Source organism: Roseateles sp., from assembly GCF_965229315.1.
Classification (GTDB): Bacteria; Pseudomonadota; Gammaproteobacteria; order Burkholderiales; family Burkholderiaceae_C; genus Pelomonas.
On record NZ_CBDDJA010000002.1, the window covers coordinates 2073406 to 2098771 of the forward strand.

Below are 25366 nucleotides of genomic sequence, written 5' to 3' on the forward strand. Positions count from 1 at the left end.
CCCTAGGGGTTCTGCCGGGCTTCGAGCGAAGAGTGCTCCGCATCTTCTGAGTGTCGACGCAATTACTTCATCTGCTATCCCCAATACTGTGGAGCGTGACAATCTGTTGGTGAGTTAGGGTCTGGGCAGAATTCAATCGTTCAGGAGGTCCCGTGCCCCGTCAAAACTTGGCAATGATCATCGTCGCCGCCGCGCTTGGGGGACTCGCATCTTCGAGCGCGCTCGCGCTCGACGCAGTGCCGGGATCAGGCTGCACAGACGGGCATGGTCAGCCCATAGGATGTCCCGCATCAGGCGGCGGCGGCGGCGGCGGCGGCGGCGGTGGAAGCATAGGAGACGTTGGCGCAGTACCTACTTCAACTCTGGATCGAGTGACGGTCTACGGGAAGAGTCAAGCCCAGAAGAATTTCGACAGTTGGGCGCTGCGGTTGTTCTTCGATAACCGCATGCCACGCATTGAGAGAGAGCCTAGCCTGATACCAGAAGCGCGAGGACCGGTCCAGAACAAGGCAGGCTCCAATTCTGTTCCTGGCAAGGTGAACTGCACGGGCAGCGATGGCGACGCTCCAGAATCGACGACGTCGCAGCCAGTGATCATCTCAACGGGTGAAAAGATCTTGCCGCAACAAGACTTTGCGATTGGCGGAGCTGCAACCTTCGCGGTGTCGCGTACGTACAGAGCGACGCCTCTGACCTCTTCCTACGCGCCATCGTTCGGTGCGAATTGGGCATCCTCGTTGGACTTCGGGCGTCTGATTGCAAAGCGCGTGAAGTATCGCGGCTACTGGACCACGCCCGGGTCAGTCACGCTGGTGAGGGCCGACGGGTCGACTGTGCTCTTCTCCCGCGTGGGTACCGTGATGCCAGGAGATACCGACGGTGTTTACAAGGCTGCGGGTACTGATCGGTACGGGGAGATTTACTACGACTCCACTATCGACATGGGGCAGTGGTCGACACCGAATGCATACGCCGAGTTCTGGAATGAAGGCCGCATTCAGTACTACGGTACCAATGATGGCCGACTGACCATCGACTTCGGCTACAACACCGCTTTGCAGCTGTCGACTCTCACGCTCAATGGGAGTCGCACCATTTCGATCGGGTACAACGCCAGTGGTCTTGTGGCCCAGGTCACCTCGCCGACGAGCGGTAATTGGAACTATACGTACGACGGGTCGTCTCGGCTGACGACGGTCCAGAGCCCCAGTGCGGCTCAGACCATCACCTATCACTATGAGAACTCAGCATTACCCAATTCACTGACCGGTTTCAGCGTCAATGGGGTGCGCAAGACCCGCTACGACTACTACCCCGACGGCCGCGTCAGCAGCAGCGGCAGTAGCGACAACGAAAGTCGTGACAGCTTCACGTACGGCACGTCGAACACCGTCGTGACCAACGAATACGGTTTAGCCGTCACCTACAACTACACCACCGTCAGCGGCACCAAATTCCTCAGTTCCACAAATGCTCCTGCAGGCACAGGCTGCCCTGCGGCGAATGCGAGCTACACGTATGACGCCTACGGTCGGCTGCAGACGTCGACGAATTCCGAGGGCTCGACAACCACCTACACGTATAACGTCGACGGGTATGTCACACGCAAGGACGAGGCCACCGGCGGCGACAAGCGGTCTACCACGATGGTGTGGGACACGACAGGACGTTTGCGCGAGTACCGCGTACTCAACAGCGCCGGCACGGCAATCTACCTGCGCACGTATACGTACTACGCATCGGGCGTTGGTATAGGTCAGGTGCAGACGATGACCGAGCAGGATCTTGCCACGAGCTACACGAGGACGAACAACTATGCCTACACGTTGAGCGGCAGTCAGCGGCGCGACGATGTGACCCAAGTCGGTATCGGTACCGAATCGTTCACCTACAACGCTGCGGGCGACATGATCCAGACACAGGACACGCTCGGACGCATCACCACCTACTCCGGGCACAACGGATTTGGGCAAGTGGGCCTCGTGACCTATCCAAATGGCCTGTCCACCTCGTCGACTTACTACGCGAGTGGTGATCTTCAGACCCAGACTGTCAACACGCCAAGCGGCAATCGGACGTGGACGTATGGTTGGACTCCTGACGGAGCAATCAGTCAGATCGCCGAGCCAGGCGGCTTGGTGACCACGTACACGTACACGCCGTCGGCAGGGCGTTTGTCCGAGGTCAGCGACAACACGGGCAGCGTGGTCAACTACACCCGAACCGGCAGGCTGTATGGCACGTCTTCCACCCGGAGGGTTCCGGACCTGACCGGCAGCATCCCTGTGGCCGCAACCTCTGGCACTTTCGCTTCAAGTTATGACGTGAACTCACTGGGCGCCACTTGGAAGGTCTACGCCGCCGACGGCGTTTCCGTGAAACAGACGACTGATTACACGCCGGGCGGACGCCTACAAACGGTCACGGACGGCGCGGGCAAAACGCGAGGTGCAATCTACGATTTGCTTGGCCGCGTGATAAGCAGTTCCGCAACCGATGGCGGAACCATCTATTACTACTACGACCCTATGGATCAGCTGACGCAGGTCACCGACCCAAACGGGCGAGTCACGAGCTATACCGTCGACAAGCTGGGGCGTACCAGCAGCGTTAGCAGCCCGAGCACCGGGACCACATCGTTCGGTTCCGATGCGTGGGGTCGCGTGACCAGCGAGACGCGCCCAAATGGCGTTTCCCTCTCGTACACCTATGACGCTGGAAGTCGGCCTGCGACTCGATCCAGCGGCGGCGTCACCGAGACTTTCACGTACGACAGCTGCAGCAACGGCGTGGGAAAGCTGTGCTCGATGACCTATGCGGCTGGATCGACGGCTTATAGCTACGACAGCTCAGGCAACCTGACGCAGCAGACGCAAACCATCGGTGGGGTCAGCAACACGGTGAGCTGGGGTTATGACAGTCTGGGACGCGTGACGAGCTTGACGTATCCCAACGGCTTGGTGCTGACCTACCAATACGATGGCTACGGGCGACTCGCGCGAATCCTGTCCAACCAGTGGAGCACGGTAATCGACAATCTGCTGTACCAGGCGTCTGCATCCGGACCGTATGCATGGAAGTGGGGGAACGGAGACAAGCGCGGATTCACGCAGGATACGGACGCCAGGCTCTACAAGCTTGAGAGCTCAGGCACGCAGTCGCTGACCTTCGGCTACACCAGTAATGACTTGATCTCCTCCATCACCGACGGCATCAATCCAGCGCTTAACAGCGGGTTCACGTGGGATGGCAGTGGGCGTCTGAAGGTGCTCACGCGGAGCAACGGAGACAACCAGAACGTTGACTATGACAATTCCGGAAATCGGACAAGTCACATCCGCGCGGGCACTGGCAATACGTATTCCTATGCGACGTCCGGTAAAGACTGGTTGACCAATGTGGGAAGCAAGACCTACGGTTGGGATAACTACGGACAGATGACGTCGGACGGCGTGCGCAGTTATACGTGGGATCAGTTTGGCCGCATGGCGACGGGGGGCGGTGCCACGTTCAGCTACAACGCATTGAATCAGCGGGTACGCAAGGCCAGTGCCTCGGGCACCAACGACTTTGTCTACTCACCATCAGGGCAGTTGCTGTACGAATCGCTGACCGGGACCGCATATGTCTACCTTGGCTCCAATATCGTCGCGATGAGCCGGGGTGGACAGATGTACGCCATCCATACCGACCAAGTGGGTAGGCCAGAGGTCGTTACGAACAGCGCGAGGACTGTTGCATGGCGCGCGCAGAATGCAGCCTGGGACCGTCAGATCGCGCTTGACAGCATCGGAGGCCTCAATATTGGTTTCCCAGGTCAGTACTACGATTCGGAGACGGATTTGTGGCAGAACATGCATCGATATTACGAAGCATCCACTGGCCGATATGTTCAATCTGACCCTATTGGACTTGCCGGGGGCATCAATACCTATAGCTATGTCGAGGGCAACCCGGTCAGCCTTGTTGATCCTGATGGACTTGTCGGCGGCCCACCTGCGCGCGGTACGTATTACCCACGTGGCTCGGCGCCGAGTGGACCGCCTTCCATGTCAGAGAATGGAGGCGTCGGATCGACGCGATCCGTTATGAACCAGTTCACCAACCTGCCGAATCCTGCGCCCCAGATTCCTGGCGGGTACGTTGGCGTGAACTATCCATGGTCGATGCCTGAAATCAGGCGCTACTGTGCCGTCTGCGTACCAGATGGTGGATCCGGCTCAAATGGCAGTTCATGTCCACGAGTTGAGTTGCCAGCAGGTACGCCGAATGCGTCAGCGCCCGGCCAATCCCCAGCCTGCCGATGTGTGCAGTGGGCGATCTACTAGAAAAGTAGAAGTGCCATGAATGCAAGTAAAAACGCTCGGAGAGGCTTGTCTGTAGCCCTTGGGTTTGGGGTCGTTATTGCGGTGTCATTGCTGGTTGCCTACCTTGTTGGCAGCCAGCCATCACCTGAACAGGCTTGCACTCAGAAGTGCGCGGAATTCAATCGGCAAGGTCGTCTCGTCTACACAGGTCCTGCGACGCCAAAGGATCAATATAAAAAGGCGAACAGCGTGTGCGAATGCCAATGACTCGTAATGCGAAGTCATCGGGTGAGGCCACAGCCGTGGTCCGCCTCTGATGTAAAACCTCCTCGCAACCCTGTTGCGGCCCAGCAGGCCACTTGGCCTGCTGGGATGGAGGCAAAGCGCCGCTGACGGCCCTGCGCCGCTGCGCCTGCTCACCGACGACGGCTGGGTCGATCCGTCGCTGAGCGGCACGCCGCACGGCGTGCTCGCCGAGTTGGCCAAAACCCTCCACACCCGAGTCTGGCGCCTCGCCCTGAGCCGCTCGACACCGCGCCATCCGCGAGCGGTCTTGGCCGCTGCATGCGCGCTTGGCACTGCGGCACAGCCGCCATGCCCCCAGCCCGTCGCAGACTGATCCGTAAAGCCCAGCAGAGGCATTGCTGGCTTGCCTCAGGCTCGCTGCTGCTTGCTCTCCGATTCACTGTCAATCTGTCGCAAATTCACTGCAGATTCATCGCAGGGGTGCCGGAATCGACAAGGGCAGGATGCCAGGTAGATATCTTCGATAGCTACCCAGTCCTGGTCTTCTAGGTCCGCTGGCGCGCCCGTCGCAGACACTCAGGGCTGCGCCCCGAGACCCCGGGTGGGGGCGTGCGCCCCTCGATCTCCAAACTGTTGAATGTCAAATATATTTGACATTCAAGATTGAAAACCCGCTACGCTGTCGGCATGTATGCCCTCCACGAGCTGAGCCAGGCGGTGCGCACACGGCGCCAGGAGATCGGGCTGTCGCAGCACAGGCTGGCGCAGTTGGCGGGACTGTCGCGCGCGACGATCGTGCAACTGGAGCGGGGCACGCTCAAGGACTTGAGCTTCACGCGCACGGCGGCCGTGCTGGATGTGCTGGGCCTGGGGCTGACGATCGGAGCCGCACATCCGCGGCTGAAGCCCAGGCTGGTGGAGCCGACCCCGCCGCTGGAGTTGGCGGCGCGCACGGCGAGCACGAGCTACGCGCGGCGCTTGACGGCGGCGAAACTGGATGCGGCGCTGCGCACCGGCATCGTGCCGACGGGGTTCGAGCCGCACGTGCACACGCTGCTGGAAGAAGCGCCGGTCTCGCTGCTGGCGAAGCTCGTCGAGCAACTGCACGCCGAGGCAGGCGGGGCGCGCGAAGAAGTGTGGGCGAGCATGCGCAGTCTGGCGCGTGAACTCCAGGGCATGAGGGCGCTCTGGCTCGAGTAAATCAGGAAGATCAGGTTGAGAAGGAGATAAAAACCGTGGAGGCTTTGTACAAGCGTGAGCTGTATGGCGAGACGATGGCGCTGGCGATCGAAGCGAAGGGATCGACGGCCGTCAGCATCGCCAATCGCTGGGCCTTGGGCTGGCCGGATCGGGTGCGGGCCCTGCTGGCCGCCGGGGTCTACGGGGAATGCCTGGAGCGTCAAACCGAGACGGAGAAGGACGCGTTGGCCGAAACCTATGCGCCGCACCTCTCGACGATTGAAGTCCTGCAGCTCAACGAGGTCTCGCTGTATCCGCCGTTCCTGGGATAGGGATGTCTTGAGAAAGAGAAAAAGCCGCGCCCAACCCCTTAGCTGCTAAAGCTGGGGTGCGAGGGACGGCGGTGCGTCGTTCAGTGCTGAGCGTCGGACCCGTTCAGGGCTTCTTGTTCTTCTTGTCCTCGTGGGTCACGAAGCCGATGGGCCGCTTCGGCGGATCGGGCGGCGCCATGAGTTGGTTGACGGCATCGATGAGCTGGCGCAGCTGCGCCCGCGTGTTGCGGCTGAAGGTGTCGTGGGTCAGTGTCAGGCCCTCGGTCTTCTGCTCCAGTTCATCGAGCCGCTTGGCCAGGTCGGCATGTACGACGGCCAACTCGCGCATGCGCACAAAGGCCCGCACCACATAGATGCCCATCTCCACCGCCTGGGGCGAGGCCAGCACATTGGCGGCCTGGATCGCGCCGTGCTCGGTGAAGGCATAGGGCAGCACCTTGGAAAACTTCAGCTTGTGGAGGTGATCGCAATTTGCGACCACCTCGGCCTTCTCGGCGGCGTCGAGCTGGAACATGAAGTCGTCCGGGAAGCGGTCGCGGTTGCGCTTGACCTGCTCGTTCAGCCGCCGGGTCGGCACGCCGTAGAGCGAGGCCAGGTCGGCATCGATGATGACCTTCTGACCGCGCAGGACCAGGATGCGGCCCTCGATGCGCGGCAGCAGCGCCGGCACCGGCGCCGGCTTCTGGCTCGCGGCACTCATTGCGCGTCAGCCGTCTTGGCCGCGTCAGCCGTGCCAGGCTGACATCCGCTTCATCCAGGAAATGCTCGGGCACGCCAGCATCGAGACGACGGAGATTTACACGCACGTCTCCATCGACAAGCTGATTGCGGTGCACCGGGCCACGCATCCGAGCCGCCTGGCAAGGCGCTCAGAGCCGCGCAGAGACGCCGCACAGCTGGTGGCGGGGCCAAGTCTTGCCGAAGCGCGGGAAGCGCTTCAGCGGGCCATTGAGGCCGATGCCGACGGCATCGACGACGACACGATGAACGAATAAGACGGACGACCCACCATGCCACGCACCAGCAAGCGCATCACCCTCGATCTGCCGCCCGAGTTCATCGAGCTGTGCAAACAGGATGGCATCGAGCCCATCGTCGTGCTGCGCGGCTTCATCGCCGACCTGGCCGAGATCATCAACTGGGCGAGCAGCCCGCGAACCGACGGCTACAGCAGCAACGGCAGCGACGAGCGCCGCATGGCCATGGAGTATTACGAGCGGGTCGGCTACCCCTGGTTCAACAAGCCCTGACGGGGGCGATGCCGGCGGCCGGGGCCGCGCGGTGCATCGCTTGGCGGCTAAGAGGAATAACCCTCGCTCTGGTTGCCCGCGTGCGGGCGCACGGCCAGAATGCGCCTCTAAGGAAAAAATACAGACAGCAGGGAGCGCGTCTTCGTCATCCGTCCGCAAGCCCTTGAGGCGACTAGAAAAAATGCCTTGCCCTACGACGACTGGTCGTCGGGGGCAATCATTTATGCCTATGTGGGTGGGAACCCGCTGAAGTATGTGGATAGGACTGGGCTAAATCCGGCAGCTGGCGCGGTGCTCGGTGCAGAAATTGGAACAGCGGTATTCCCTGGAGTTGGGACGATTGTTGGTGCCGGCTTGGGAATTTTGGGCGGCTACTTGATTGCTGACAAATTAACCAATGTATTGCTGGCCAGCAAGCCGGGTTCAAAACCCAAAAACTGCCCAGCTGGAACAATTCCCATTGATCAAGCGAAAGGCCCGAGAGGTTGGGACAAAGAAGAACTTCACGGTATTAAAGATGGGGTTGGAGCTGGGCCGCCTGACTGGGTGGGGATAACGCCTGATGGGCGCGTTATTACGGGTGATAGCAACGGAAATGCAGTTGACAATGGACCTGCAAAGGACTATTTGCATTAAAAATGAACACTTTTAGCTACGAAATTTCATTTCGCGCGTTTGGAGTTTCTCTGAGCCCAGATGAACTGACTGACAAGCTTGGTCTTGCGCCAAAATGGAAAAGAAAAGCTGGCGAGCGACGAGTGAGTGCAGGAGGAGCGCTCTTGGAGGGCGTCTACGATAGTGGATATTGTTCGTTCCCTTTTCCTCATAAGGATGACGAAGACATCGAAGCTTTCTTAGATCAAACGCTATTGAATCTTGAAGCCCATGAAGAATTTTTTCTTAATTTAAAGAAAAGTGGTGTTCGCCTTGAATTGTTCGTTGGTTGGTATTCCGCTGGAAATACTGGAGCAATTTTTGAGAGTGAAGTTCTTAGCAAGCTGGGGAAGCTTGGAATTGACTTAGCAATGGACGTGTACGGTGAATCCGAGAAATTGGGGTCAGGTACTGCATGATTCAGCCCGGTAGGTTGGGGTCGTTGACCCCAACAGCAATCCTGTCGACGGTGGCAGGCCGAGTCGCGCAAATCGCTAAACCTCCGCGCCGACCTCGCCGCTGAAGACACCGTGCCAATCGTGTTTGTGATCGCCAAGTGCGCGGCGCCGGCCCAGCTCGTAGGTTGGGCTGCGAAGCCCAACGCCTTCACGAGGCGCTGAACGCTGCAAACCCCGATCCCGGCCGCCTGGCCGAGATCGAGGTCGAGCAGCGCAAATTGCGAAACCTCCGTGCTGACCTCGACCCCCGCGATGCTGCGCAAATCGAGTCCGTGATCGCCGAGCACGCGCCGCTGGCCAGGCGGCTTTATGCAGCCGCGTGAGCTGCGTGGCTCCACAGTCGCCTTCACCGCGTCAAAACCCTGCCGGCGGAACTCCCGGTACTTCTCAAGGTTGACCAGCCACTCCAGCTCAACGTGTTTGAGCTTGAACATCTCGCGGTCTTGTGACCGCCACGCGAGCGACGCAGGCCTGAACAGGCGGCGCAGCCCACCCGAGGTGGGTATTGCCCCGGCTGCCCAGGGGGAACACCTGGAAGAGCCACCCCGTGCCGACCGCTGCGGCCCTACCGCCCGGAAGAATCAGGCCACACCACGCGCCGCCTTCACACCGATTTCTTCTAGCAACCGAAGCCGAACGAACCTGTCATGGGATCCAGCGATCACGTGATTTTTTGTGGGTAGCTTTGTGGGTAGACGCCGTTGATGGCCTTGAAAGCCGCATCAATACTGGCCCGCCGGCGGACGCCCTCTCCGCCAGAATTGTTTGTAAGTCCTTGAATCGCAACAAGATTCTGTAAATCCAGGGTGTTCTCTCCCCTGGACTTTCACACAAGGGGCCTACACAACGGCACGAGCGCAAATCATGGTCGATCTGGATGCCTATACCTTGGCATCACGAACCATTCGACTATGCCCATCTTGCCCACCGGCCTTCAAGAAATCCTCAATTCCGCATCCGCATCGACGCCCTGACGCCCGACGTCATCGACTCGATTTGCCTGCACATCGAAGCCACCGCGTTGGCTGGTGATGAAGCACGGGTGATGGGCGATACCTACACGCCGGAGGAAATCGAGGGCTACCAAACCGGACACACCGAGGCAAATCGGTGCTCAAAGCCGCCCTCGTCCTCGGCAAGCAGGATGTGCTGCGCCCACCGCTGGAAGAGTTCCTACGCCTGTATCAGTACGAGCTGAACGCGCCGGAAGATGACATGCGCCGCCTGACGCTGGCCCACGGCCGCGCCCTCCTGCGCGTCAACGAGAAGCTTCTGAGCCGCTATAGCGGCAACGATGAACGCTGGACGAAGCCAGCAGCACGTAAAGCGGTGCGATCTCAGCGGGCTGGCCGAGTCGAAGTCGTCTCTACGAGAGCCAGGCATTGGCCATGAACTGATAAAGCGGTATTCCGAACAGAAGGTTGAACGGGAAAGTCAGGCCAAGGGACAAGCCGAAGTACAGCGCGGGCCGGGCCTCTGGCACTGCCGTACGCAACACCGCCGGGACCGCGATGCAGGACGCGCTGGCAGCCAGGACAGCGAGCAGCGTGGCGTCGGGAATCGAAAGACCTGCGACTCGCGCAAGCAGCAGCGCGAGCAGCGAGTGCGCGATCGGCCCGAGGACTCCGTAGGCCACCAGCGTCAGGGACAGTTTCTTCAAGCCATCGAAATGCCTGGCCGTCAGCAGCCCCATGTCCAGCAGGAAGAACGCCAGCAGGCCTTTGAAGAGGTCGACCGTGAACGGCTGCATCGCCTTGGCGCCCGACTCGCCGGTGGCCAAGCCCACCAAGAGCGCACCAAGGAGCAGCACGGTACCGCCGTCGGTCAGCGCTTCACGCGCCAGCTTTCCGAGTGCCAGTCCTGGGCGGCCTAGCGCGGCTGTGCCATCCCCTGCCAACACCACGGCGCCGCGACCGCGCATGGCACCCGCCACCCCTACGCCGAAAAGGATCGCAGGTGACTCCATGAGAGCCATGGCAGCGGCCAGGTGACCGCCGGCGGGTGTGCCTTGTTGCTCAAGCACGTGGGCTGCGGTGACGAAGGTGACTGCGCTGACACTCCCGTACGTTGCAGCGACGCCAAGAGCATCGAACGGTGGGAGCAGCCGCTTGAGGACGCCCCACCCCAGCAGGGGGACGACCACGGCCAGGCTGATGGCGCACGCCAGGGTCGCCAGTACCTCGCCCGTGAAGCCAGACTTCGCGAGCGCGAATCCGCCTTTGAGTCCAAGAGCCATCAGCAGGTAGAGCGAAAGGAACCTGGACAGCGCTGGCGGCACTTCGAGGTTTGATTTCATCAAGCCGGCGGTCACGCCCAGGACGAAAAACAGGATAGCGGGGTCTAGAAGATTGCTCATGCGTCGGCATGCTACGGAGAGAGCACCACGATGAAAAATCAATAGTTATGATGCCATCCATAGACTTATTTCTATGCAAGCAACTTTCCGCCAACTGAGGATGCTTGTAGCACTCGCAGATGCCGGCAGCATCACAGGCGCGGCCAAGGCGTGCCATGTCACTCAGCCGACGGTGTCCATGCAGTTGAAGGATCTGGCCGAGTCCGTGGGCCTGCCTCTGTATGAGCAGGTTGGAAAGCGCCTGCACTTGACAGAGGCGGGTGAAGCCCTGCTTCGCACCGCGAGGACCGTGCAGGCGGAGTGGGAATCCTTCGAACAGCAGGTGGCGGCCTTCAAAGGCCTTGAACAAGGCCGGCTGAAGCTTTCGGTGGCGAGCACTGCAAAGTACTTCGTGCCCCGGATGCTTGGCAAGTTCTGCGCTGAGCATCCACACATCGACATCTCACTGCAGGTCATCAACCGGGACGGCGTCGTCGAGCGATTGCGCGGCAATCTGGACGACCTGTACGTGCTGTCGATGCCGCCCGAGGATGTGCCTCATCACAAGGAGGCTCTGTTACCCAATCCTCTCGTTGTGATCGCTTCGCTGGAACACCCGCTGGGCTGCAGCAAGCGCATCCGTTGGCAACGCCTTCAAGACGAGGCCTTCATCTTGCGTGAGCCCGGATCAGGCACCCGCATGGCTGCGGACGCACACTTGGCCCGCCTCGGCCTCTCGCCGCGCGTGCGGTTGGAACTTGGCAGCAACGAGGCAGTCAAGCAGTCCGTCGCTGGCGGCATGGGCCTGGGCTTGATATCCCGTCACGCACTCGCGGCGGACCCACGCGACGACCATGTCGCGGTGTTGCCGGTGCAAGGCTTCCCTGCCCCATCGTCCTGGTGGCTCCTGTGGCCTCTCGGCAAGCGACTGTCACCCGTGGCGACCGAGTTCCGGGGCCATCTGCTCGCGCTGGCGAAGTCGTGGGAAGCGCACAACTAGCTTCGGGCTGAAGGACACTGCCGGTGCGAGACGCACGGTGCCCCTGACGTCAATAAACCGACGGGCAGTGGTTGAATGGATCGACTCGGCGCACTTCATCTTGAGCAGTGCGCCTTCGATGAGTTCAGTTCGCTTGGCCATGTTGGCTCCGCGGATCATGCCTAGTCACCGGGCCGAGCGGGCTCGCCAACCGACAGGGGTGCATAGAGGTCTTTGCGCGTCCCGAGCAGCGACGTTGCCACGCCAATCCGCGAGGCCGGAATCTGGTGGGTGCCGTTGCCGCGAGTTTCGAAATCCAGCGCACCGGCTGTCCGGCAGGCCCGCGAGGCGCATAGGTGGGCTCATCGTTATTCGAACTCGCGACTTTGACGCAGTGGCGACCGGTCCTTAAGAGTTGCTAACAGAACGCCGGCGGCGTGCGAACGCAGATGATGCAGCAGGCCAAGCTCAGTAGAGCCAGGTGAGTCTGAACACTGCGCTCGAAGCGGATGCGCAGTTTTCCGAAGGCCGCCAACCAGGCGTGCGTGCGCTCGACTACCCAGCGATGACGCAATGGGGTGCGGCATCGAACAGACGGCTGCGCGACGAGCGTCGAAGCTAGGTTCGAGTCTTCCTTCCCCCTTTGTCGGCGCAACCGCAACGATGACCCCTCAAGCAGCGCCCCCGGGCCGGTGCCACGCACTGGCGCATCTACGAAGCCCCGGATCAGCCAGCGCTGCCCGGGCGGCGGCAAGCCGTTCGCGCTCCCCCCGACGCCGATGACGCAGGCGGTCATCGTCTACGGTGTCGCCGTGGCCCTGGGCGTGCCGCTGGTCTGGAGCCCGCAGGCACTGCTGGGCGTGGTGGCGCTGGTGCTGCTCGGCGCCGCGCTGTTCTCGACCTTCTCGCTGATCATTGCCTGCATCGTCAAGACGCGCGAGCGCTTCATGGGCATAGGCCAGGTGCTGACGATGCCGCTGTTCTTCGCCAGCAACGCGATCTACCCGACCGACATCATGCCGCCGTGGCTGAAGGCGGTGGCTCACGCCAACCCGCTGAGCTATGTGGTGGACGGCTTGCGCTCGCTGATGCTGGTGGGTGGCACCAGCACGCTGGGCCTGGGCATGGATTTCGCCGTGCTGGCCGCAGGGCTTGCGGCACTGGTCTGGATCGGCGGCTGGATGTACCCCCGGTTGATCACTTGAACGCTGATTAAATGGAAACCCTGCTGTTTGCACCAACGGAGGTCCCGATGAACGACAGCCCTGCGCTTCGCCGATTGCTCAAACGCCATCGAATGGTGGCGTGGTCGCTCGCATGGGCAGTTGCGGCTGCTGCCGGCTGCTCATCGGCATCGGCCGCCGAACGAGCCATCGAGATTCCGACGGCAGGCCTTTCTTCGTCACCCAAGCCGCTCGTCGGCTACGTTTTCCAGCCTGCCGGTGCGGGCGAGCACCCTGCCGTCGTGATGATGCATGGCTGCGGCGGTGCCTACGCGAGCGACGGCGCTCTCAATGCGCGCCACCGGATGTGGGGCGAGTTGCTGGCCGCACATGGGTACGTCGCTCTGATGCTGGACAGCTTCACCTCGCGCGGCGTCAAGCAGCTCTGTACCCAGAAGTTCGACGAAAGGACACTGAAGGAACGCGACCGCATGGGCGACGCCAACGCAGCCCTGGCCTATCTGCGTGCTCAGCCCGAAGTGGCTCGAAGCCGCATCGCTGTGCTGGGCTGGTCGCACGGCGGCGGCAGCGTGCTCGCCACGGTGTCCCAGGCGACACGGGACGAGCCGGGCTTCGCGGCCGCCGTCGCGTTCTACCCGGGTTGCAGTGCACGCGCCAGGACGGCCGCATCCTTCCACCCATCCGCCCCGCTGCTGATCCTGATCGGCGAAGCCGATGACTGGACACCTGCCGCGGCCTGCGTCGCGCTCACGGCCAGCGCAGCAGCACGCGGCGAGCCGATGCGCATCGTGACCTACCCGGGCACGTTCCACGACTTCGACAACCCAGGCATCAAGACCCAGAAGACCCGCAAGGACGTGCCCAACGGCGTGCACCCCGGCCAGGGCGTGACCGTCGCCCCCAACGCGCAGGCACGCGAAGACGCCAAGCAGCAGGTGTTGCAGTTCTTGGCGGAGAACCTGCCGGGTTAGCCGGCATGACCACGCCGACCCAACTGCTGCGGAGGGCCGTTGCGGCGCATCCGCCCTCTCGTTGCAGCGGGCTTGGTGGGCTGCGGCAGCCGCCTGCGCGCGCCGCATTGCGCAATTGCACGCGCAGCGTGTGGTCGCCCACCTCAGGTGCAATCGACCAACCCCGAGACGCTGGTCAACAGGATCGCGTGGTGCTGGATGCCCGCAGTGGCCACGCCGGGCATCGGGCTGGCGATTGACATGATCGCCATCTTCAACCCCGAGTACCGCTGCGAGCAGCCAGCCGATGCGGTCGCTGCGGTCGTGTTCGGTATGCCCAGGCATCTTGCGCTCCGGGATGAGTCGCGGGCGTGGTTACGTCATCAGCGTTAGTGCCGGCCGCGCTGCAGGGACTTCGGACTGCCGCGGCTGCAGGTCAGGGTGGCCAAAGTTCGGCCAGGAGCTGTGCTTCACGATTGAACGCTCTGCGGAAGGTCAACATGTCCATCGACTTTCCCCATGGAGGAAGCCTACATGGCGGCATGTGCGCGACCTCGCGACACCAGCACGCACGGTCTCCCTCGCGTAGCCAACGAGGGTAGCGTCAAGCCATCAGGCGCAATGACCGCGATTTGATTGAATCCGGCGTCGGTTAAGGCTCAGGACCAGCGGCGCCGTTCCGGCGCCGCAACAAACCCAGGAGTAATGCCCTTCAACCCAGCGGATTCATCAAATCGATTGGTACGGATTCTGGGGCAGGTCAATTTGGGAAAGAACATCGGCCGCGTTTACCGGCGATGTACTGGAGTAGTCGGCATCGCGCAGCACGGCCCTCGCGCGATGCGATGATCGCGTCAAACACGTTCAGGATGCCCCGTGTTCGCATTGCTCAGTCCCTGACCACGTCAAACTGCACTGGCATCGCGTGGCTGGTCCGGAACATCAATTCGCTGTTCATCCCGTTGACACGGACCGCCAGGCCTTCGACCGGTCTGGCCAGCTTCCAGCGCCCGCGCAGTGTCACCACCGTGTGCATCGGCTGAGACGGCTGCTCCATCCAGGGCAGGCCGTAGACGATTCGCTCGCGGCGCGCACCCGAGGCGTCGTACTGCTCCGGATCCTTGCCTTGATAGAGGTTCAGGTCGGGGTTCACGAACGACCCCGACAGCTTGTCCTTCTCGCTGCGCAGCATCAGCATCGCGGGGCTGGACACCGCCTGCAGCAGCGCGTCGTTCTCCACGGCCCCAGGCTCAAACAAGGCGTAGGCGGTGAGCCCCGTGGCGCGGTCGTTCACGATGTGCGCACGGTTCGAACGGGAAAGGACGACATACGCAGCCTTGGCCGTGCCCTGCTCGCCGCACCTCTTGCGGCCGGCGTCGCCCGGCATGCCGATGAAGATGGCGTATTCGTAGCCGGCATTGACGGGTGCGATGCCGTGGTCGATCACGAGGCTGGCGAAATCCCCGCGCGTGGCGCCGCGGCCCGTCTCGTCCACCGAATCCTGCGGGCCGCGCTTGAATGCCACCGTCTGGCCCGACGCCAGGCACCAGCCGTTGCCCCGCTCGTCGCGGGCAAAGCGCGAACCATCCAGGCGCAGGCGGGTCTCGCTGGCGCTCCAGGGCGTGCCGACGCCATCCATGTCCGCGCTGGCACCGCCCGGCAACAGCCGGTCCTGGAACAGCGTGGTCTGCACCGCAGACTCGCGGTCGCTGGCACCGATGCCCGAACCGACGGCAATGATGCGCTCGTCGAACATGAAGACCGACTTGCGCGCCACCAAGTCGTCACCGTACTTCGGGTGGCCCTGCAGCTTCATCGCGAACATCCCCTGCCGGCCGCGGAAGTCCAGCCCGCCGGCGTAGCTTTCCTCCGACAGCAGCATCTCCTCGACGCCGGCCGAGGGCTCGACGTTCAGCACCCTGGCTTCGAGGCGGGCCAGCGGCTGCTGGATCGCCGTGGTGCCAGGCCACCGATTCCAGTTCCATCCCTGCGCAGCAAAGCCGCGCCTGGCCCCTTCGGCGGGCATGACTTCAAGCGCGCCATAGTTGATGCTGCGTCCGTAGAGGTTCTTCCTGTCGTACGACTCGTTGCCCGCCAGGTAGCGGCTGTAGCCGCGCGCAGTCGCCAGCCAGCCATCGCGCCGGTGTAGGGCCATCGACGAGTAGTTCATCGTCCAGCTGCCTTGCGGGTCGGCCTCGGGCTTGACGCCCTTGGCAAGCAGCTCTCGCGCCAGCTTCCGGTCGATCTCGGTGGGCCCCCAGGCCTTCTTCCCCGCCCAGTCACCACGCACCAGGCGCAGATAGGCCGAAGCAAGTTCCGGATCCGCTGCCCCCCTCGCCTGCGCCAATGAGCGAAAGGGCGCGATCGCGATCGACTGCTGGCCATCCGGGTGGCGGCCGCTCAGGCTCATCGGGATCAGGCCGTCGCTGGAGTAGATGCGGGTGCGCAACACCGCGTCACGGATGCGCGCATAGGCCTGTGCGGTGACGGGGAATCGGCTCGCCTCCAGGTAGCGCAGGACCGCCGTCACGCCCGCCAGCCCGCCGTTGCCATAGGCCACGTAATGCTGGCCGTGATGGAAGACGCTGCCGTCGGGCTTGATCCCGCCGGCCAGCCCCTGCGACTTCAGCGTCGAGGCCGACAGCCATGCCGAGAGGTCGCCCAGCAAGGCGTCTCGTCGCGCCGCATCGGGCTCCATCAGGATGGCGTACAGCGCCGGCTGGATCAGCGTGTTCATCACGTCGACGTTGAACTCGACGATTGCGGACGTCGGCTCGTAGATGCGGCCCAGGCCCACGTAATAGCCCAGCGCCTGCAGGGTCTGGGCGCGCTGCTCGCCCAGTTCGCCGCGCATCAGGAACACCGCCTCGGCCCAGTCGCGCAGGATGTAGCCCTGGTGATGCATCAGCCCCTGGCCGCTGCCGCGCACCAGGCCCTGGTCGCCCAGGTGCGAGTTCAGCCGCAGGAACAGCTCGCGCAGCGGGCCGCGCGCCGCGGCGTCCTGGCTGCGACGGAAGGCCACGGCCAGCGCGCGCATCGCGGCGCCGAACTCCTTCCACGTGGCGGTGCTGGCGCGCAAGGCGGCCAGGGCTTTCTGGTCGACGCCGCTGGTGGCGTACATCTCCCACTGGTGGGAGGTTTCCGCCAACGCCTTGATCGCCCCGTCGGGCAGCAGCTGACGCCTGGCGATCTCCAGCGCATCGGCTGCTCCGACCTTGCCTTCCAGCAGGTCGGCATCGATCAGCGCGCTGATGGGTTCGGTCGCTCCTGCACCCCCTGCACCCAAGGCCTGGCGGGCCTGCGCCTCCTGCAGCCAGCGGTCGAAGTGGATCAGGGCGGTCCAGTGCCGGTTGGCTGAGCTGGGCGCGGTCTTGTTCAGATCCGGCAGCTGATAGTCGGCAGCCGGATGCCGCATGTCGATGCGCATGTCCAGCCCGAGCTGGTCGATCCAGGCGGTGCCGCTCGCCGCGCCGGCCGGGGGCGTGATCGTCAAGCGATCCATGCCCGCCAGCGGCTGGCCTTGCATGTCCACTTCGAACGCAACGACCGCAGCGCGCCAGCCCGTGAAGTTCGCGTTCATCACAAACGACGAAGCGGCCTGTTCTCCCTTGTGGAACTGGAAGCGGTATTGCCCTTCGAAAGGCCGCGCACTGTAGATCCACAACGTGATGCCGTCGCGCCGCTGATCGGCGCCGTTGGCCACGAAGGGACGGAATGCAAAAGGGTGCCGGATGACGAGGCTGTCGCCCTCACGCCAGTCCCACTGCAGCGAGTAGCTGCCGTCCTTGACATGCTCGCCCGACAGGCTGAGCCGGCCTTTCAGCGTCGAGACACCGGCCGGAACGCCGTCCTCGAAACGCTCCAGCCGCGCTGATGTGCGCTCGTCGACGCGAGCCGTCGGGGTGGCCGCCAGCAGGGGTTCGGCCAGCAGCATGGCGGCCAGCAGCAACGGAACTTTGGACACGACATCTCCAGTGGTACTTGTCATCTTGTGTTGGCGCGAGGCTTTGGCGCGGGCCTTGGCACAAGTCGGCGCCTGAAGCGGGCCCGAGCAGCGCACAGGCCCCGGGTCGGTACAAAAAGGGGCCCCTGGCGCAATGCCAGGGGCCGCAAGGTCTTCCCGGCCCGGCCCTCAAGGAGCGCGGACCAGGGACGGACCAGGAGACCGGTTGCTGGCGCCGCCTCAGCGTTCCGAGCCGGGCGTGGGCTTGGCGCGGGAGACCTTGACCGACCGCGAAGTCGTATCGAATTCGGCTGGCCGCCAGGGATCGCCGGTCTTCTCCAGCCAGGGCAGCAGTTCGCGCTCGATCAGCTCCTTCACGAGGGCCGGCTGCTGTGCCGCCACGTCGCGGGTCTGCAGGGGATCGGCGACGTTGTCGAAGAGCGTGTAGCGCAGGGCCTGCTTGTCGGCTCGCTGGACCACCAGCGTGTGGCCCTCGGTCCTGACCCCGCGCTTGCCGAACGACTGCGCGCCGTAGGGGACCGAGAGGTAGAGCTGTGAGCTGGCGCCGGCGCCCTTGCCCGTCAGCACCCGGGCCGACCAGTCGGAGCCTTCCACGGTGGCCGGAGTCTTGTCGGCCAGGCCCAGCAGCCCCAGCAGGGTGGGATACAGGTCGGGCAGCGACATCAGCGACGCATCCGTGCCCGCAGCAATCCGACCGGGCAGGCGGAACATCATCGGAATCCGCAGGGACTCCTCGAAGGGGTTGTTCTTGGTGGGCTCGCCATGGGCGCCCAGGCAGCAACCGTGGTCGGAGAAGAACACCACCAAGGTGTCGTCGCGCAAGCCGCATTCGTCCAAGGCATCGAGGATGCGCCCGAACTGCTCGTCCACGCCGCTGACCATGGCGAAATAGGACTTGGCATGCTCCGGGCCATAGCCCTCCTCGTACTTCTTGGCCCAGTCGACCGTCTCGCGCCGGTTGAGGTCGCGGCTGCTCAGGCCCTGGTAGCGGTCCAGGTATTTCTTCGGCACCTGGTCATAGGGCGAATGCGGCGGGTTCATCGACACCACCAGCGCAAAGGGCTTGGCGGGGTCGCGCAGCTTGCCGCCTTCGTTGCGCAGGTACTGGATGGCCACATCGGCCTCGTGCTCCGGCCCCCACTGCTTGACATGGATGGGATGGTCGCGGTCGCCCTCGTTCGTCCAGTACATGGGCGTCAGGTGCAGGTCGTAGGTGCCGTAGGAGTGCCAGAACTCGAAGCCGTGGCGGCGCTCCGGCGGCGTCCATTCGTTCCATTTCGTCCCGTTGACGGGGTTGTTGTAGCTGGGGACGTAGGGCTCGTGCGGCGCGTCCAGATGCCATTTGCCGACATAGCCCAGCGCATAGCCCTGGGCCTTCAGCACGTCTGACCAGCAGATCGCATGCCGGGAGAGGTCGATGCCGACCAGGGCCCCGTAGTCATGGCAGTTGCCGGTCATGCCATTTCGCAACGGGTACTGGCCGGTCATGATCATGCCGCGTGCCGGCGTGCACAGCGGGTAGTTGGAGACGGCCTGCGTCATCACGCGCGACTCCCGGGCGAAGCGGTCGACACGGGGCGTCAGCACCGGATCCGCGCGCATGAAACCCTGGGCCTGGGCCCGCATCTCGTCGGGGAACACCAGCAGCAGGTTCAGCGGCTTGGCGGTCGGCCCTGCCGTCGCGCAGGGCGCCGCGGCCTGGGACGCCTGGCCGGACAACAGCAGGCCGCCGCCGGTGGCCACCTGCTTGACGAAGTTGCGACGTGAACTGGGCATGGAACCTCCGAAAACTATGGCGCGATCGTGACGCTCAGGGCTGGGGCCGGGCGGCAGGAAGGATGAACTCGGCCGTGAAGCTGGCGCCCGCGGCGCCGGCGGTGTCCACGCGCAGGCGCAGCTTGGGCGCGGTGGCCAGCACTGTCACGCCGGCGCTCAGCGGCCCGACCGAGAGCACCGGCTGCTCGAACGTCAATTCCACAGCGGCCTCTTGCTGCGTCGGCTCTGCCACGGTCAGCGTCATCCGATCACCGCTGCGCTGGATGAGCAAGGCCGCCGGCGCCGAACTCGACACATAGGGCTTGCCGTCCTTGGCCGCCCTGCCCGCCCGCCAAAGATTGGCCGCGTAGACGCCCGCGCCCGGCACCTGGACCACCGCCGCCTGTTCATCATTGGCTTCGATGCGCAGCCCGGGATCGGCGGCCGCGGCGCGGGTTTCGGCCTCACCGGCCCCGGGCAGCAGCAGGTAGGCATAGGACGGGCTGCCATGCGGGATGGACAGCACCTGGAAGCTGTTCTTCAGGTCTTGCTTGCTGGCGTACTCGTGCAGATCGTGCCAGGCGCCGTGGCGTTCGCTGCGCTCGCTCACGAGGTCGGTACCCAGCGGGAAGACGTAGCCGATGCTGCTGCCCGCCCTGTCGTCCTGCAGGTGGGCCCAGTGCACGCCGCTGCGCTTGCCGTTGGGCAGCTCCTGGCCGTCGACCAGCAAGCGGGCGCCGGATGCATCGGAGAGCCGGCGGTTCTCGACGACGGTCTCTGCCGTGCCCGCCGCGGGCGTGATGCCCGAGCCCAGCGCGAGGATGCGGTCGCCGAGCAGGAACCAGGCCTTGCGGCCCTGCAGCGCCGAGCCCGTCACCTCGCGCATCGAGAAGGCCATGCCCAGCGCCGCGTAGCGCCCCAGCGCCACGCCGCCCACCCAGGCCTCGGGATTGGCATATTGCTTCCAGGCCTGGGGCCGGCCCGCACCCGAGCGGTCCGTGGTGGTGCCGGGCAGGCGCCGGATGTCCACCGTGGGCCAGTAGCCGTCGGCAAACTGCGCCAGGTCCGCGTCGTACAGCGCCAGCCTGCCCATGCCCGTCCACCAGCCCTTGAGGTTCTCGCCGTTGCCCATCTCGAAGGCGCCGGTGCGCGGCGACGTCAGGCTGAGCACGGCGGCAAAGCCGCTCCCTCTCAGCACGGCGCGGTCCATCGCAGGGTAGATGCGTGCGCCCGGTGCCGCGAGGACGGGCCGGATGCTGGCGTCGGCGGCGATGGCCTTGAGCAGGCTCAGCTCGTGCAAAGGCAGGCTGGCGTCACCGCCCTCGTCCGACAGCGTGGCCAGGAGCTCGCGATCCTGCGCCAGCCAGCCCTTGATGGCCGAGCGCAGCGCGGCCGCGTCCGCAGGCGGCGCCTGTTCGGCCAGCGAAGCCAGCGCGGCGATGACGGCGCGGCCCGCGCTGCGGTCGGTATGGCCGGGCTGGCTGAGCTTGCGGCCCCGGAAGGCGTCGGGCATGGCGGCATCGATCAGCAGCGGCACGAAGCTCTCCCGCGCGAACGCGTAGACATGCGCCACGCGCGCATCGGTGATGGGCCAGGCCGAGCCCTGCAGCAGGTACAGCAGCCGCGCATAGTCCTCCAGGGCCACGACGCCGTAGCTGCCGGCATAGGCGAAGTAGTGGTGCTGGATGAAGGAGCCGTCGCGGTAGAAGCCGTCGTCCGTGCTCACGTAGTCCAGCGTGCCGCCGATCGCGTCGCGGCCGGACGCGACACGGGCGCCGTCCTGGCCCAGCATGCCGCCGAGGATGGCCACCAGCGCCTTGTCGAGCAGGTTGGCACCGGTCTCATGGACCAGCGTCCCGTCGGCACGGCTCTTGGTCCGAGGATCGGGCACGTACCAGCGGATGGCTGCCAGGCAGCGTTCGCGCAGTTGCGCAGGCACGGTGTCTCCCGCCAACGTCAGCAGATCGAGCAGGCGCAGCGGCGTGCCGATCTGCCAGTGCCACCAGTTGCCCCACTCGGGACGGCCGGCGGTGTACTGCTCACGCAGCAGCCAGTCCAGGCCGGCAGCGAAGCCCTCGGCCAGGCGGACATCCCGATAGGCCGGGGATCCGGGCGTGCCGTAGGCCTGCGCCATCGTCAGCAGGCGCAGGGCATTGCTGGTCACCAGCGCCGACGCGGCCAGCGTGTCGGGGTTCTTGAAGTCGCCGATGTCGTCCCACAGCGCCTTGGCACCGGGCTCGCGGTGCATCTGCCGCAACGCTCGCAGTGCCGCGTCGGACTGGCGGCGCAGACGGCTCGCCACGAGAGCTTCCTGGCGGTCCAGCGATGCGGGGCCGACCAGCTTGAGCAGCCAGCGCTGGCGCAACGCGTCGAAGGCCTCGGCGGCTGGCGCATTGACGGCCACCGGCTGCATCGACGCCTCGGTCGCCGGCGCAGCCGGACATGCCGCGCTCAGCGCCGCGAGCAAGGCCAGCGAGGCGCGGCTCGCTGCGAAGGATGTGATGGCTTTCATGCGGATGCCCTTGCGATGATCTCCGGCCCGTTCCGGCCTGGCGCGATCGGGATCTCCCGCCCCTGCACCCACACCCGCTGAACCATGAGTTCGGCGTCGAGGGAGACCAAGTCTGACCAGGCGCCCACCTCGATGCGGCCTCGATCCGCGAGGCCCAGGTAGTCGGCGGGAAACCGTGACAGGCGGTTGGACGCGTCGGCCAGGTCCAGACCCAGCGAGACCAGGTTCCTCAGCGCCTGGTCCATGGTCAGCGCGCTGCCGGCCAGCGAGTCGCCCAGCGCGAGGCGCACACAGCCCATGCACTTGAAGACGCGCTGGGTGCCCAGCGTGTATTCGCCATCGGGCATACCCGTGGCCGGCGTGGCATCGGTGATGCCGTAGGCCTTGGGGATGGCACGCAGCGCGGCCAGGATGGCGCCCGGCTGCACGTGCTGCAGGTCCGGGATGATCTCGGCGAACTCGGCATGGGCCAGCGCGGCGCAGGCGATGCCGGGCTGGCGATGCGACATCTCGCTCATGCCGTTGAACAAATGGGTGAAGCCCGTGGCGCCCGCCTGCAAGGCCTTCACGCCGTCGTCGTAGCTGCCGGCCGTGTGCCCCAGCTGCACGCGCATGCCCTGGGCCACCAGCTCCGGGATCAGCGCCAGATGGCCTTCTATCTCGGGCGCCAGGGTCAGCGCGAGGATGGGCGCCAGCGCCTGCCAGCGCCGGATGCGCGCCATGTCGCCGCGCATGACCGCCGGCGGCTGGGCCCCCAGGCGCTGCTCGCTGATGAACGGGCCTTCCAGGTGCACGCCCAGGATGCGCGCGCCCTCCGGCACCAAGGCCTCCATGCTGCGCCGCACGCCGCGCAGCGCGCGCTCGATGTCGGCTTCGCACGCCGTCATGGTGGTGGCCAGCATCGCTGTGGTGCCGTGCCTGGCATGAAAGCGTGCGACTTCGAGCGCTGCATCGCCGCCCTGCATCACATCCCGCCCCACAGCGCCATGCACGTGCAGGTCGATGAAGCCGGGCAGCACGACCGGCAGCTCGGCAGGATCCAGGCCCGCCAGCTCGGGCACCGACAGCTCGCGGATGGTCACGATGCGCTGCGCCATGCTCACCTCGGCAAGCCGCCAGCCCTGGGGCGTGAGCACGCGCCCTGTGACCCTGTTCAACATGCGCGGGCGTCCTCGGCCCGGAGCAGGCTCAGGGCCAGCACGGCCGCGCCGCGGGTACCGCCGGCGTCGCCGAAGGCCGGCGGCAGGATGGGCGGCGAGATCAGGCCGCGCACCAGGTGGCGCGTCACCTGTTCCGGCAGCTCCTCATACAGATGGCTGAGCTTGGACAGCCCGCCGCCGAGCACGATGGCGCCGGGGTCCAGGTGCAGCACCAGGCTGGCCAGGCTGCTCGCCAGGATGTCCAGATGCACTGCCAGCGCCTGCCGCGCCGCCGAGTCGCCGGCGCAGGCCAGCGCCATGATGCCCTGCCCGTCCAGCTGGCTGTCGCTCAGATGCGTGTAGATCGCCCGCAGCCCCGAGCCCGACACATAGCGTTCCAGGCAGCCGCGCTGCCCGCAGGCGCACTCGAAGATGGGCAGGCCGTGCCCCTGCAGCACGGCCGCGGAGATGGGCGTGTGCCCGGTCTCGCCCAGCGCGCCGTTGCGGCCCTTGAGCAGCCGGCCGTTCACGCAGTAGCCGCCCGCGGCGCCGGTGCCGATGACCAGCCCGAACATGGAGTCGAAACGCGCCGCCGCGCCGCCGTTCGCCTCGGACAGCGCGAAGCAGTGGCAGTCGTTGGCAACGTTGACCGGCTGCTTCAGGCTCGCCTGCAGCATGCGGGCAACCCGGTGCCCGCGCAGGGCCGGGATGTTGGCGCTGACGTGGCAGCCGGTGCGCGGATCGACAAATCCCGGAATGCCGACCCCGACAGCCGTTGCCGCCCCCACACAATCATCCGCCTCCTCCACCAGGCCGACAACGGCCTCGATGAATTCCTGGATGCCCTGGGTCGGCGTGTCGATGCGGCGCCGGTGCAGCGGCGTCAGATCCTCGTCATGGCTGACGAGTTCGATCTTGGTGCCGCCCACGTCGATGCCGTGAATGATCCGGGTCATGCTCGGTGGCCGTCAGTGCACGGGATGGATGGTGACGCCCTGGACGACGCGGTTGACCGTGCCGCAGACGCTGGGGTTGTCGGGCGTCAGGCCCAGCGCCAGCGACTGCTGCAGCGCGAACCACTGCGCGAACAGGATGTACAGCGGCGCCAGCTCGACATCGGTGAGGCCTTGCGCGTCGGCCAGGTCCAGGGTGTCGCCATCCGCCATCAAGTCGTCGCCCAGCGCGCCCATGACCAGCACCTTGCCGGCTCGGCCATCGGCGCGCAGCTCGCGCAGCAGGTCGAGGTCGTACTTGCGGGTGTAGGGATCGGATGACAGGAAGATGACCACCAGCGTCGCGCCATTGACGATGGTCTTGGGGCCGTGGCGGAAGCCCAGCGGCGAATCGTGCAGGCTGACGATGCGGCCGTCGCTCAGCTCCAGCAGCTTGAGCGCGGCCTCGCGTGCCAGGCCCTTGAGCTCATTGGATCCGAGGTAGACGACGCGTTCGAAGCGGCCCACCCAAAGCGCACATTGCTGGGGCACCTGCGGCATCAAGCGGCGCGCGGCAGCCGTCAGCATGTCGGCATGCTGCGCGATGCCGAAGCACCGCGCCGCCACCAGCAGCATGGTGGTGAAGCTGGAGGTCATCGCGAAGCCGCGGTCGTGGGTGGCATCGGGCAGCACCACGGCGCGGCACTTGGTCTCGTCGCGCCGGGCCATCTCGCGCGCCAGTTCGCCGTTGGCATTGCAGGTGATGACCAGTTGACGGCAGTCCTTGACGAAGCGGTCGGCGAGCTGCACGGCCGCCACGCTCTCCGGGCTGTTGCCGGAGCGGGCGAAAGACACCAGCAGCGTCGGCACGTCCGCGGCCAGGCACAGGCCGGGGCCGCTGACGATGTCGGTGGTGGCGATGGCCTCGACGCGCAAGCCGGTGGCCGCGCCGATGGCGGGCGCCAGGCATTCGCCGATGAAGGCGGAGGTGCCCGCGCCGGTCAGGACGATGCGCAGATGAGGCGTGGCGAGCTGGGCGGCGATGAAGCGTTGCACGCCGACGTTGTCGCCCAGCGCCTGCAACGCCTCGGCCCAGACGGCCGGCTGGTGCATGATTTCGCGCACCGTCCAACGAGCGCCGCGCTGTTCGAGTTCGGCATCGGTCATGTCAGTAAGGGGCATGGTGTGCG

The 25366-nt window shown here is 64.9% G+C and carries 21 protein-coding genes and 1 pseudogene; 13 read left to right on the forward strand and 9 right to left on the reverse strand.

The window, feature by feature from the left end:
* Window positions 1–173 precede the first annotated feature (173 nt).
* From ACO07H_RS14430 to ACO07H_RS14440, 3 genes are all read left to right on the forward strand, one after another.
* Window positions 174–4328, forward strand: a complete 4155-nt coding sequence (locus ACO07H_RS14430) for an RHS repeat-associated core domain-containing protein (protein WP_422015286.1) — start codon at window positions 174–176, stop codon at window positions 4326–4328.
* A gap of 912 nt (window positions 4329–5240) precedes the next feature.
* A complete protein-coding gene (locus ACO07H_RS14435) occupies window positions 5241–5753 on the forward strand; it encodes a helix-turn-helix domain-containing protein (RefSeq protein ID WP_422015288.1) in 513 nt (170 codons plus the stop codon).
* Window positions 5754–5788: 35 nt separating this feature from the next.
* Window positions 5789–6064 carry a hypothetical protein gene (locus ACO07H_RS14440; protein ID WP_422015290.1) on the forward strand — a complete coding sequence of 92 codons (276 nt, stop codon included), beginning with the start codon at window positions 5789–5791 and terminating at the stop codon, window positions 6062–6064.
* 103 nt (window positions 6065–6167) lie between these two features.
* Here the strand turns inward: ACO07H_RS14440 and ACO07H_RS14445 are convergent, their stop codons facing one another.
* Complete coding sequence (locus ACO07H_RS14445; protein WP_422015292.1) at window positions 6168–6734, reverse strand: ORF6N domain-containing protein; 567 nt, start codon at window positions 6732–6734, stop codon at window positions 6168–6170.
* On the opposite strand from ACO07H_RS14445, the gene ACO07H_RS14450 reads away from it, so the two are divergent.
* The 6 genes from ACO07H_RS14450 (at window position 6712) to ACO07H_RS14475 (ending at window position 9818) form a co-directional block, all read left to right on the forward strand.
* Entirely contained in the window at window positions 6712–7059 is a 348-nt protein-coding gene (locus tag ACO07H_RS14450) for a tyrosine-type recombinase/integrase (RefSeq protein ID WP_422015294.1), read from the forward strand. The two genes, ACO07H_RS14445 and ACO07H_RS14450, sit on opposite strands and share 23 nt — an antisense overlap.
* A 15-nt stretch (window positions 7060–7074) precedes the next feature.
* Window positions 7075–7314 (forward strand): hypothetical protein, encoded by a 240-nt coding sequence (locus ACO07H_RS14455; protein WP_422015296.1) that lies wholly within the window; start codon window positions 7075–7077, stop codon window positions 7312–7314.
* A 186-nt stretch (window positions 7315–7500) separates the two neighbouring features.
* Window positions 7501–7950, forward strand: coding sequence for a glycine zipper domain-containing protein (locus ACO07H_RS14460; protein WP_422015298.1), 450 nt, complete (start codon window positions 7501–7503; stop codon window positions 7948–7950).
* Between the two features lie 2 nt (window positions 7951–7952).
* On the forward strand, window positions 7953–8387 hold the full coding sequence (locus tag ACO07H_RS14465) for a DUF4279 domain-containing protein (RefSeq protein WP_422015300.1): 435 nt from the start codon (window positions 7953–7955) through the stop codon (window positions 8385–8387).
* 164 nt (window positions 8388–8551) lie between these two features.
* The gene (locus ACO07H_RS14470) at window positions 8552–8749 is read left to right on the forward strand and encodes a hypothetical protein (RefSeq protein ID WP_422015302.1); all 198 of its coding nucleotides are present in this window, start codon (window positions 8552–8554) and stop codon (window positions 8747–8749) included.
* Between the two features lie 787 nt (window positions 8750–9536).
* Entirely contained in the window at window positions 9537–9818 is a 282-nt protein-coding gene (locus ACO07H_RS14475; protein ID WP_422015304.1) for a hypothetical protein, read from the forward strand.
* On the opposite strand, the gene ACO07H_RS14480 is transcribed toward ACO07H_RS14475, so the two are convergent.
* Window positions 9793–10782 (reverse strand): sodium-dependent bicarbonate transport family permease, encoded by a 990-nt coding sequence (locus tag ACO07H_RS14480; protein WP_422015306.1) that lies wholly within the window; start codon window positions 10780–10782, stop codon window positions 9793–9795. The two genes, ACO07H_RS14475 and ACO07H_RS14480, sit on opposite strands and share 26 nt — an antisense overlap.
* 73 nt (window positions 10783–10855) lie before the next feature.
* Here ACO07H_RS14480 and ACO07H_RS14485 point away from each other — a divergent pair, with 73 nt between their 5' ends.
* Entirely contained in the window at window positions 10856–11761 is a 906-nt protein-coding gene (locus ACO07H_RS14485; RefSeq protein ID WP_422015308.1) for a LysR family transcriptional regulator, read from the forward strand.
* A gap of 397 nt (window positions 11762–12158) precedes the next feature.
* On the opposite strand, the pseudogene ACO07H_RS14490 reads toward ACO07H_RS14485, so the two are convergent.
* A pseudogene (locus tag ACO07H_RS14490) lies at window positions 12159–12311 on the reverse strand (transposase); the annotation flags it as partial.
* Window positions 12312–12519: 208 nt separating this feature from the next.
* Between ACO07H_RS14490 and ACO07H_RS14495 the strand changes: the two are divergent.
* From ACO07H_RS14495 to ACO07H_RS14505, 3 genes are all read left to right on the forward strand, one after another.
* On the forward strand, window positions 12520–12945 hold the full coding sequence (locus tag ACO07H_RS14495) for an ABC transporter permease (RefSeq protein WP_422015310.1): 426 nt from the start codon (window positions 12520–12522) through the stop codon (window positions 12943–12945).
* Between the two features lie 11 nt (window positions 12946–12956).
* A complete protein-coding gene (locus ACO07H_RS14500; RefSeq protein WP_422015312.1) occupies window positions 12957–13895 on the forward strand; it encodes a dienelactone hydrolase family protein in 939 nt (312 codons plus the stop codon).
* Window positions 13896–14042: 147 nt separating this feature from the next.
* A complete protein-coding gene (locus tag ACO07H_RS14505; protein ID WP_422015314.1) occupies window positions 14043–14267 on the forward strand; it encodes a hypothetical protein in 225 nt (74 codons plus the stop codon).
* 496 nt (window positions 14268–14763) lie between these two features.
* Here ACO07H_RS14505 and ACO07H_RS14510 read toward each other — a convergent pair whose 3' ends face one another.
* From ACO07H_RS14510 to ACO07H_RS14535, 6 genes are all read right to left on the reverse strand, one after another.
* A complete protein-coding gene (locus ACO07H_RS14510; protein WP_422015316.1) occupies window positions 14764–17838 on the reverse strand; it encodes a chondroitinase family polysaccharide lyase in 3075 nt (1024 codons plus the stop codon).
* Window positions 17839–18057: 219 nt separating this feature from the next.
* Window positions 18058–19614, reverse strand: coding sequence for a sulfatase (locus tag ACO07H_RS14515; RefSeq protein WP_422015318.1), 1557 nt, complete (start codon window positions 19612–19614; stop codon window positions 18058–18060).
* A 34-nt stretch (window positions 19615–19648) separates the two neighbouring features.
* Window positions 19649–22105 carry a polysaccharide lyase 8 family protein gene (locus tag ACO07H_RS14520; protein ID WP_422015320.1) on the reverse strand — a complete coding sequence of 819 codons (2457 nt, stop codon included), beginning with the start codon at window positions 22103–22105 and terminating at the stop codon, window positions 19649–19651.
* Window positions 22102–23265 (reverse strand): N-acetylglucosamine-6-phosphate deacetylase, encoded by a 1164-nt coding sequence (locus tag ACO07H_RS14525; RefSeq protein WP_422015322.1) that lies wholly within the window; start codon window positions 23263–23265, stop codon window positions 22102–22104. The genes ACO07H_RS14520 and ACO07H_RS14525 overlap by 4 nt, the downstream gene beginning before the upstream one ends.
* Window positions 23259–24200, reverse strand: coding sequence for an ROK family protein (locus ACO07H_RS14530; RefSeq protein ID WP_422015324.1), 942 nt, complete (start codon window positions 24198–24200; stop codon window positions 23259–23261). Before ACO07H_RS14530 ends, ACO07H_RS14525 begins: the two co-directional genes overlap by 7 nt.
* Before the next feature lie 12 nt (window positions 24201–24212).
* Window positions 24213–25358 (reverse strand): SIS domain-containing protein, encoded by a 1146-nt coding sequence (locus ACO07H_RS14535; RefSeq protein ID WP_422015326.1) that lies wholly within the window; start codon window positions 25356–25358, stop codon window positions 24213–24215.
* Window positions 25359–25366: the final 8 nt, after the last annotated feature.

Bases quoted from the DNA above. Each gene is read 5' to 3' on its own strand.
- ACO07H_RS14495 (WP_422015310.1), top strand. From the start codon at position 12,520: ATGACGCAGGCGGTCATCGTCTACGGTGTCGCCGTGGCCCTGGGCGTG.
- ACO07H_RS14430 (WP_422015286.1), top strand. From the start codon at position 174: ATGATCATCGTCGCCGCCGCGCTTGGGGGACTCGCATCTTCGAGCGCG.
- ACO07H_RS14515 (WP_422015318.1), bottom strand. From the start codon at position 19,614: ATGCCCAGTTCACGTCGCAACTTCGTCAAGCAGGTGGCCACCGGCGGC.
- ACO07H_RS14525 (WP_422015322.1), bottom strand. From the start codon at position 23,265: ATGTTGAACAGGGTCACAGGGCGCGTGCTCACGCCCCAGGGCTGGCGG.
- ACO07H_RS14435 (WP_422015288.1), top strand. From the start codon at position 5,241: ATGTATGCCCTCCACGAGCTGAGCCAGGCGGTGCGCACACGGCGCCAG.
- ACO07H_RS14485 (WP_422015308.1), top strand. From the start codon at position 10,856: ATGCAAGCAACTTTCCGCCAACTGAGGATGCTTGTAGCACTCGCAGAT.
- ACO07H_RS14530 (WP_422015324.1), bottom strand. From the start codon at position 24,200: ATGACCCGGATCATTCACGGCATCGACGTGGGCGGCACCAAGATCGAA.
- ACO07H_RS14535 (WP_422015326.1), bottom strand. From the start codon at position 25,358: ATGCCCCTTACTGACATGACCGATGCCGAACTCGAACAGCGCGGCGCT.
- ACO07H_RS14450 (WP_422015294.1), top strand. From the start codon at position 6,712: ATGCGCGGCAGCAGCGCCGGCACCGGCGCCGGCTTCTGGCTCGCGGCA.
- ACO07H_RS14520 (WP_422015320.1), bottom strand. From the start codon at position 22,105: ATGAAAGCCATCACATCCTTCGCAGCGAGCCGCGCCTCGCTGGCCTTG.
- ACO07H_RS14455 (WP_422015296.1), top strand. From the start codon at position 7,075: ATGCCACGCACCAGCAAGCGCATCACCCTCGATCTGCCGCCCGAGTTC.
- ACO07H_RS14465 (WP_422015300.1), top strand. From the start codon at position 7,953: ATGAACACTTTTAGCTACGAAATTTCATTTCGCGCGTTTGGAGTTTCT.
- ACO07H_RS14480 (WP_422015306.1), bottom strand. From the start codon at position 10,782: ATGAGCAATCTTCTAGACCCCGCTATCCTGTTTTTCGTCCTGGGCGTG.
- ACO07H_RS14500 (WP_422015312.1), top strand. From the start codon at position 12,957: ATGGAAACCCTGCTGTTTGCACCAACGGAGGTCCCGATGAACGACAGC.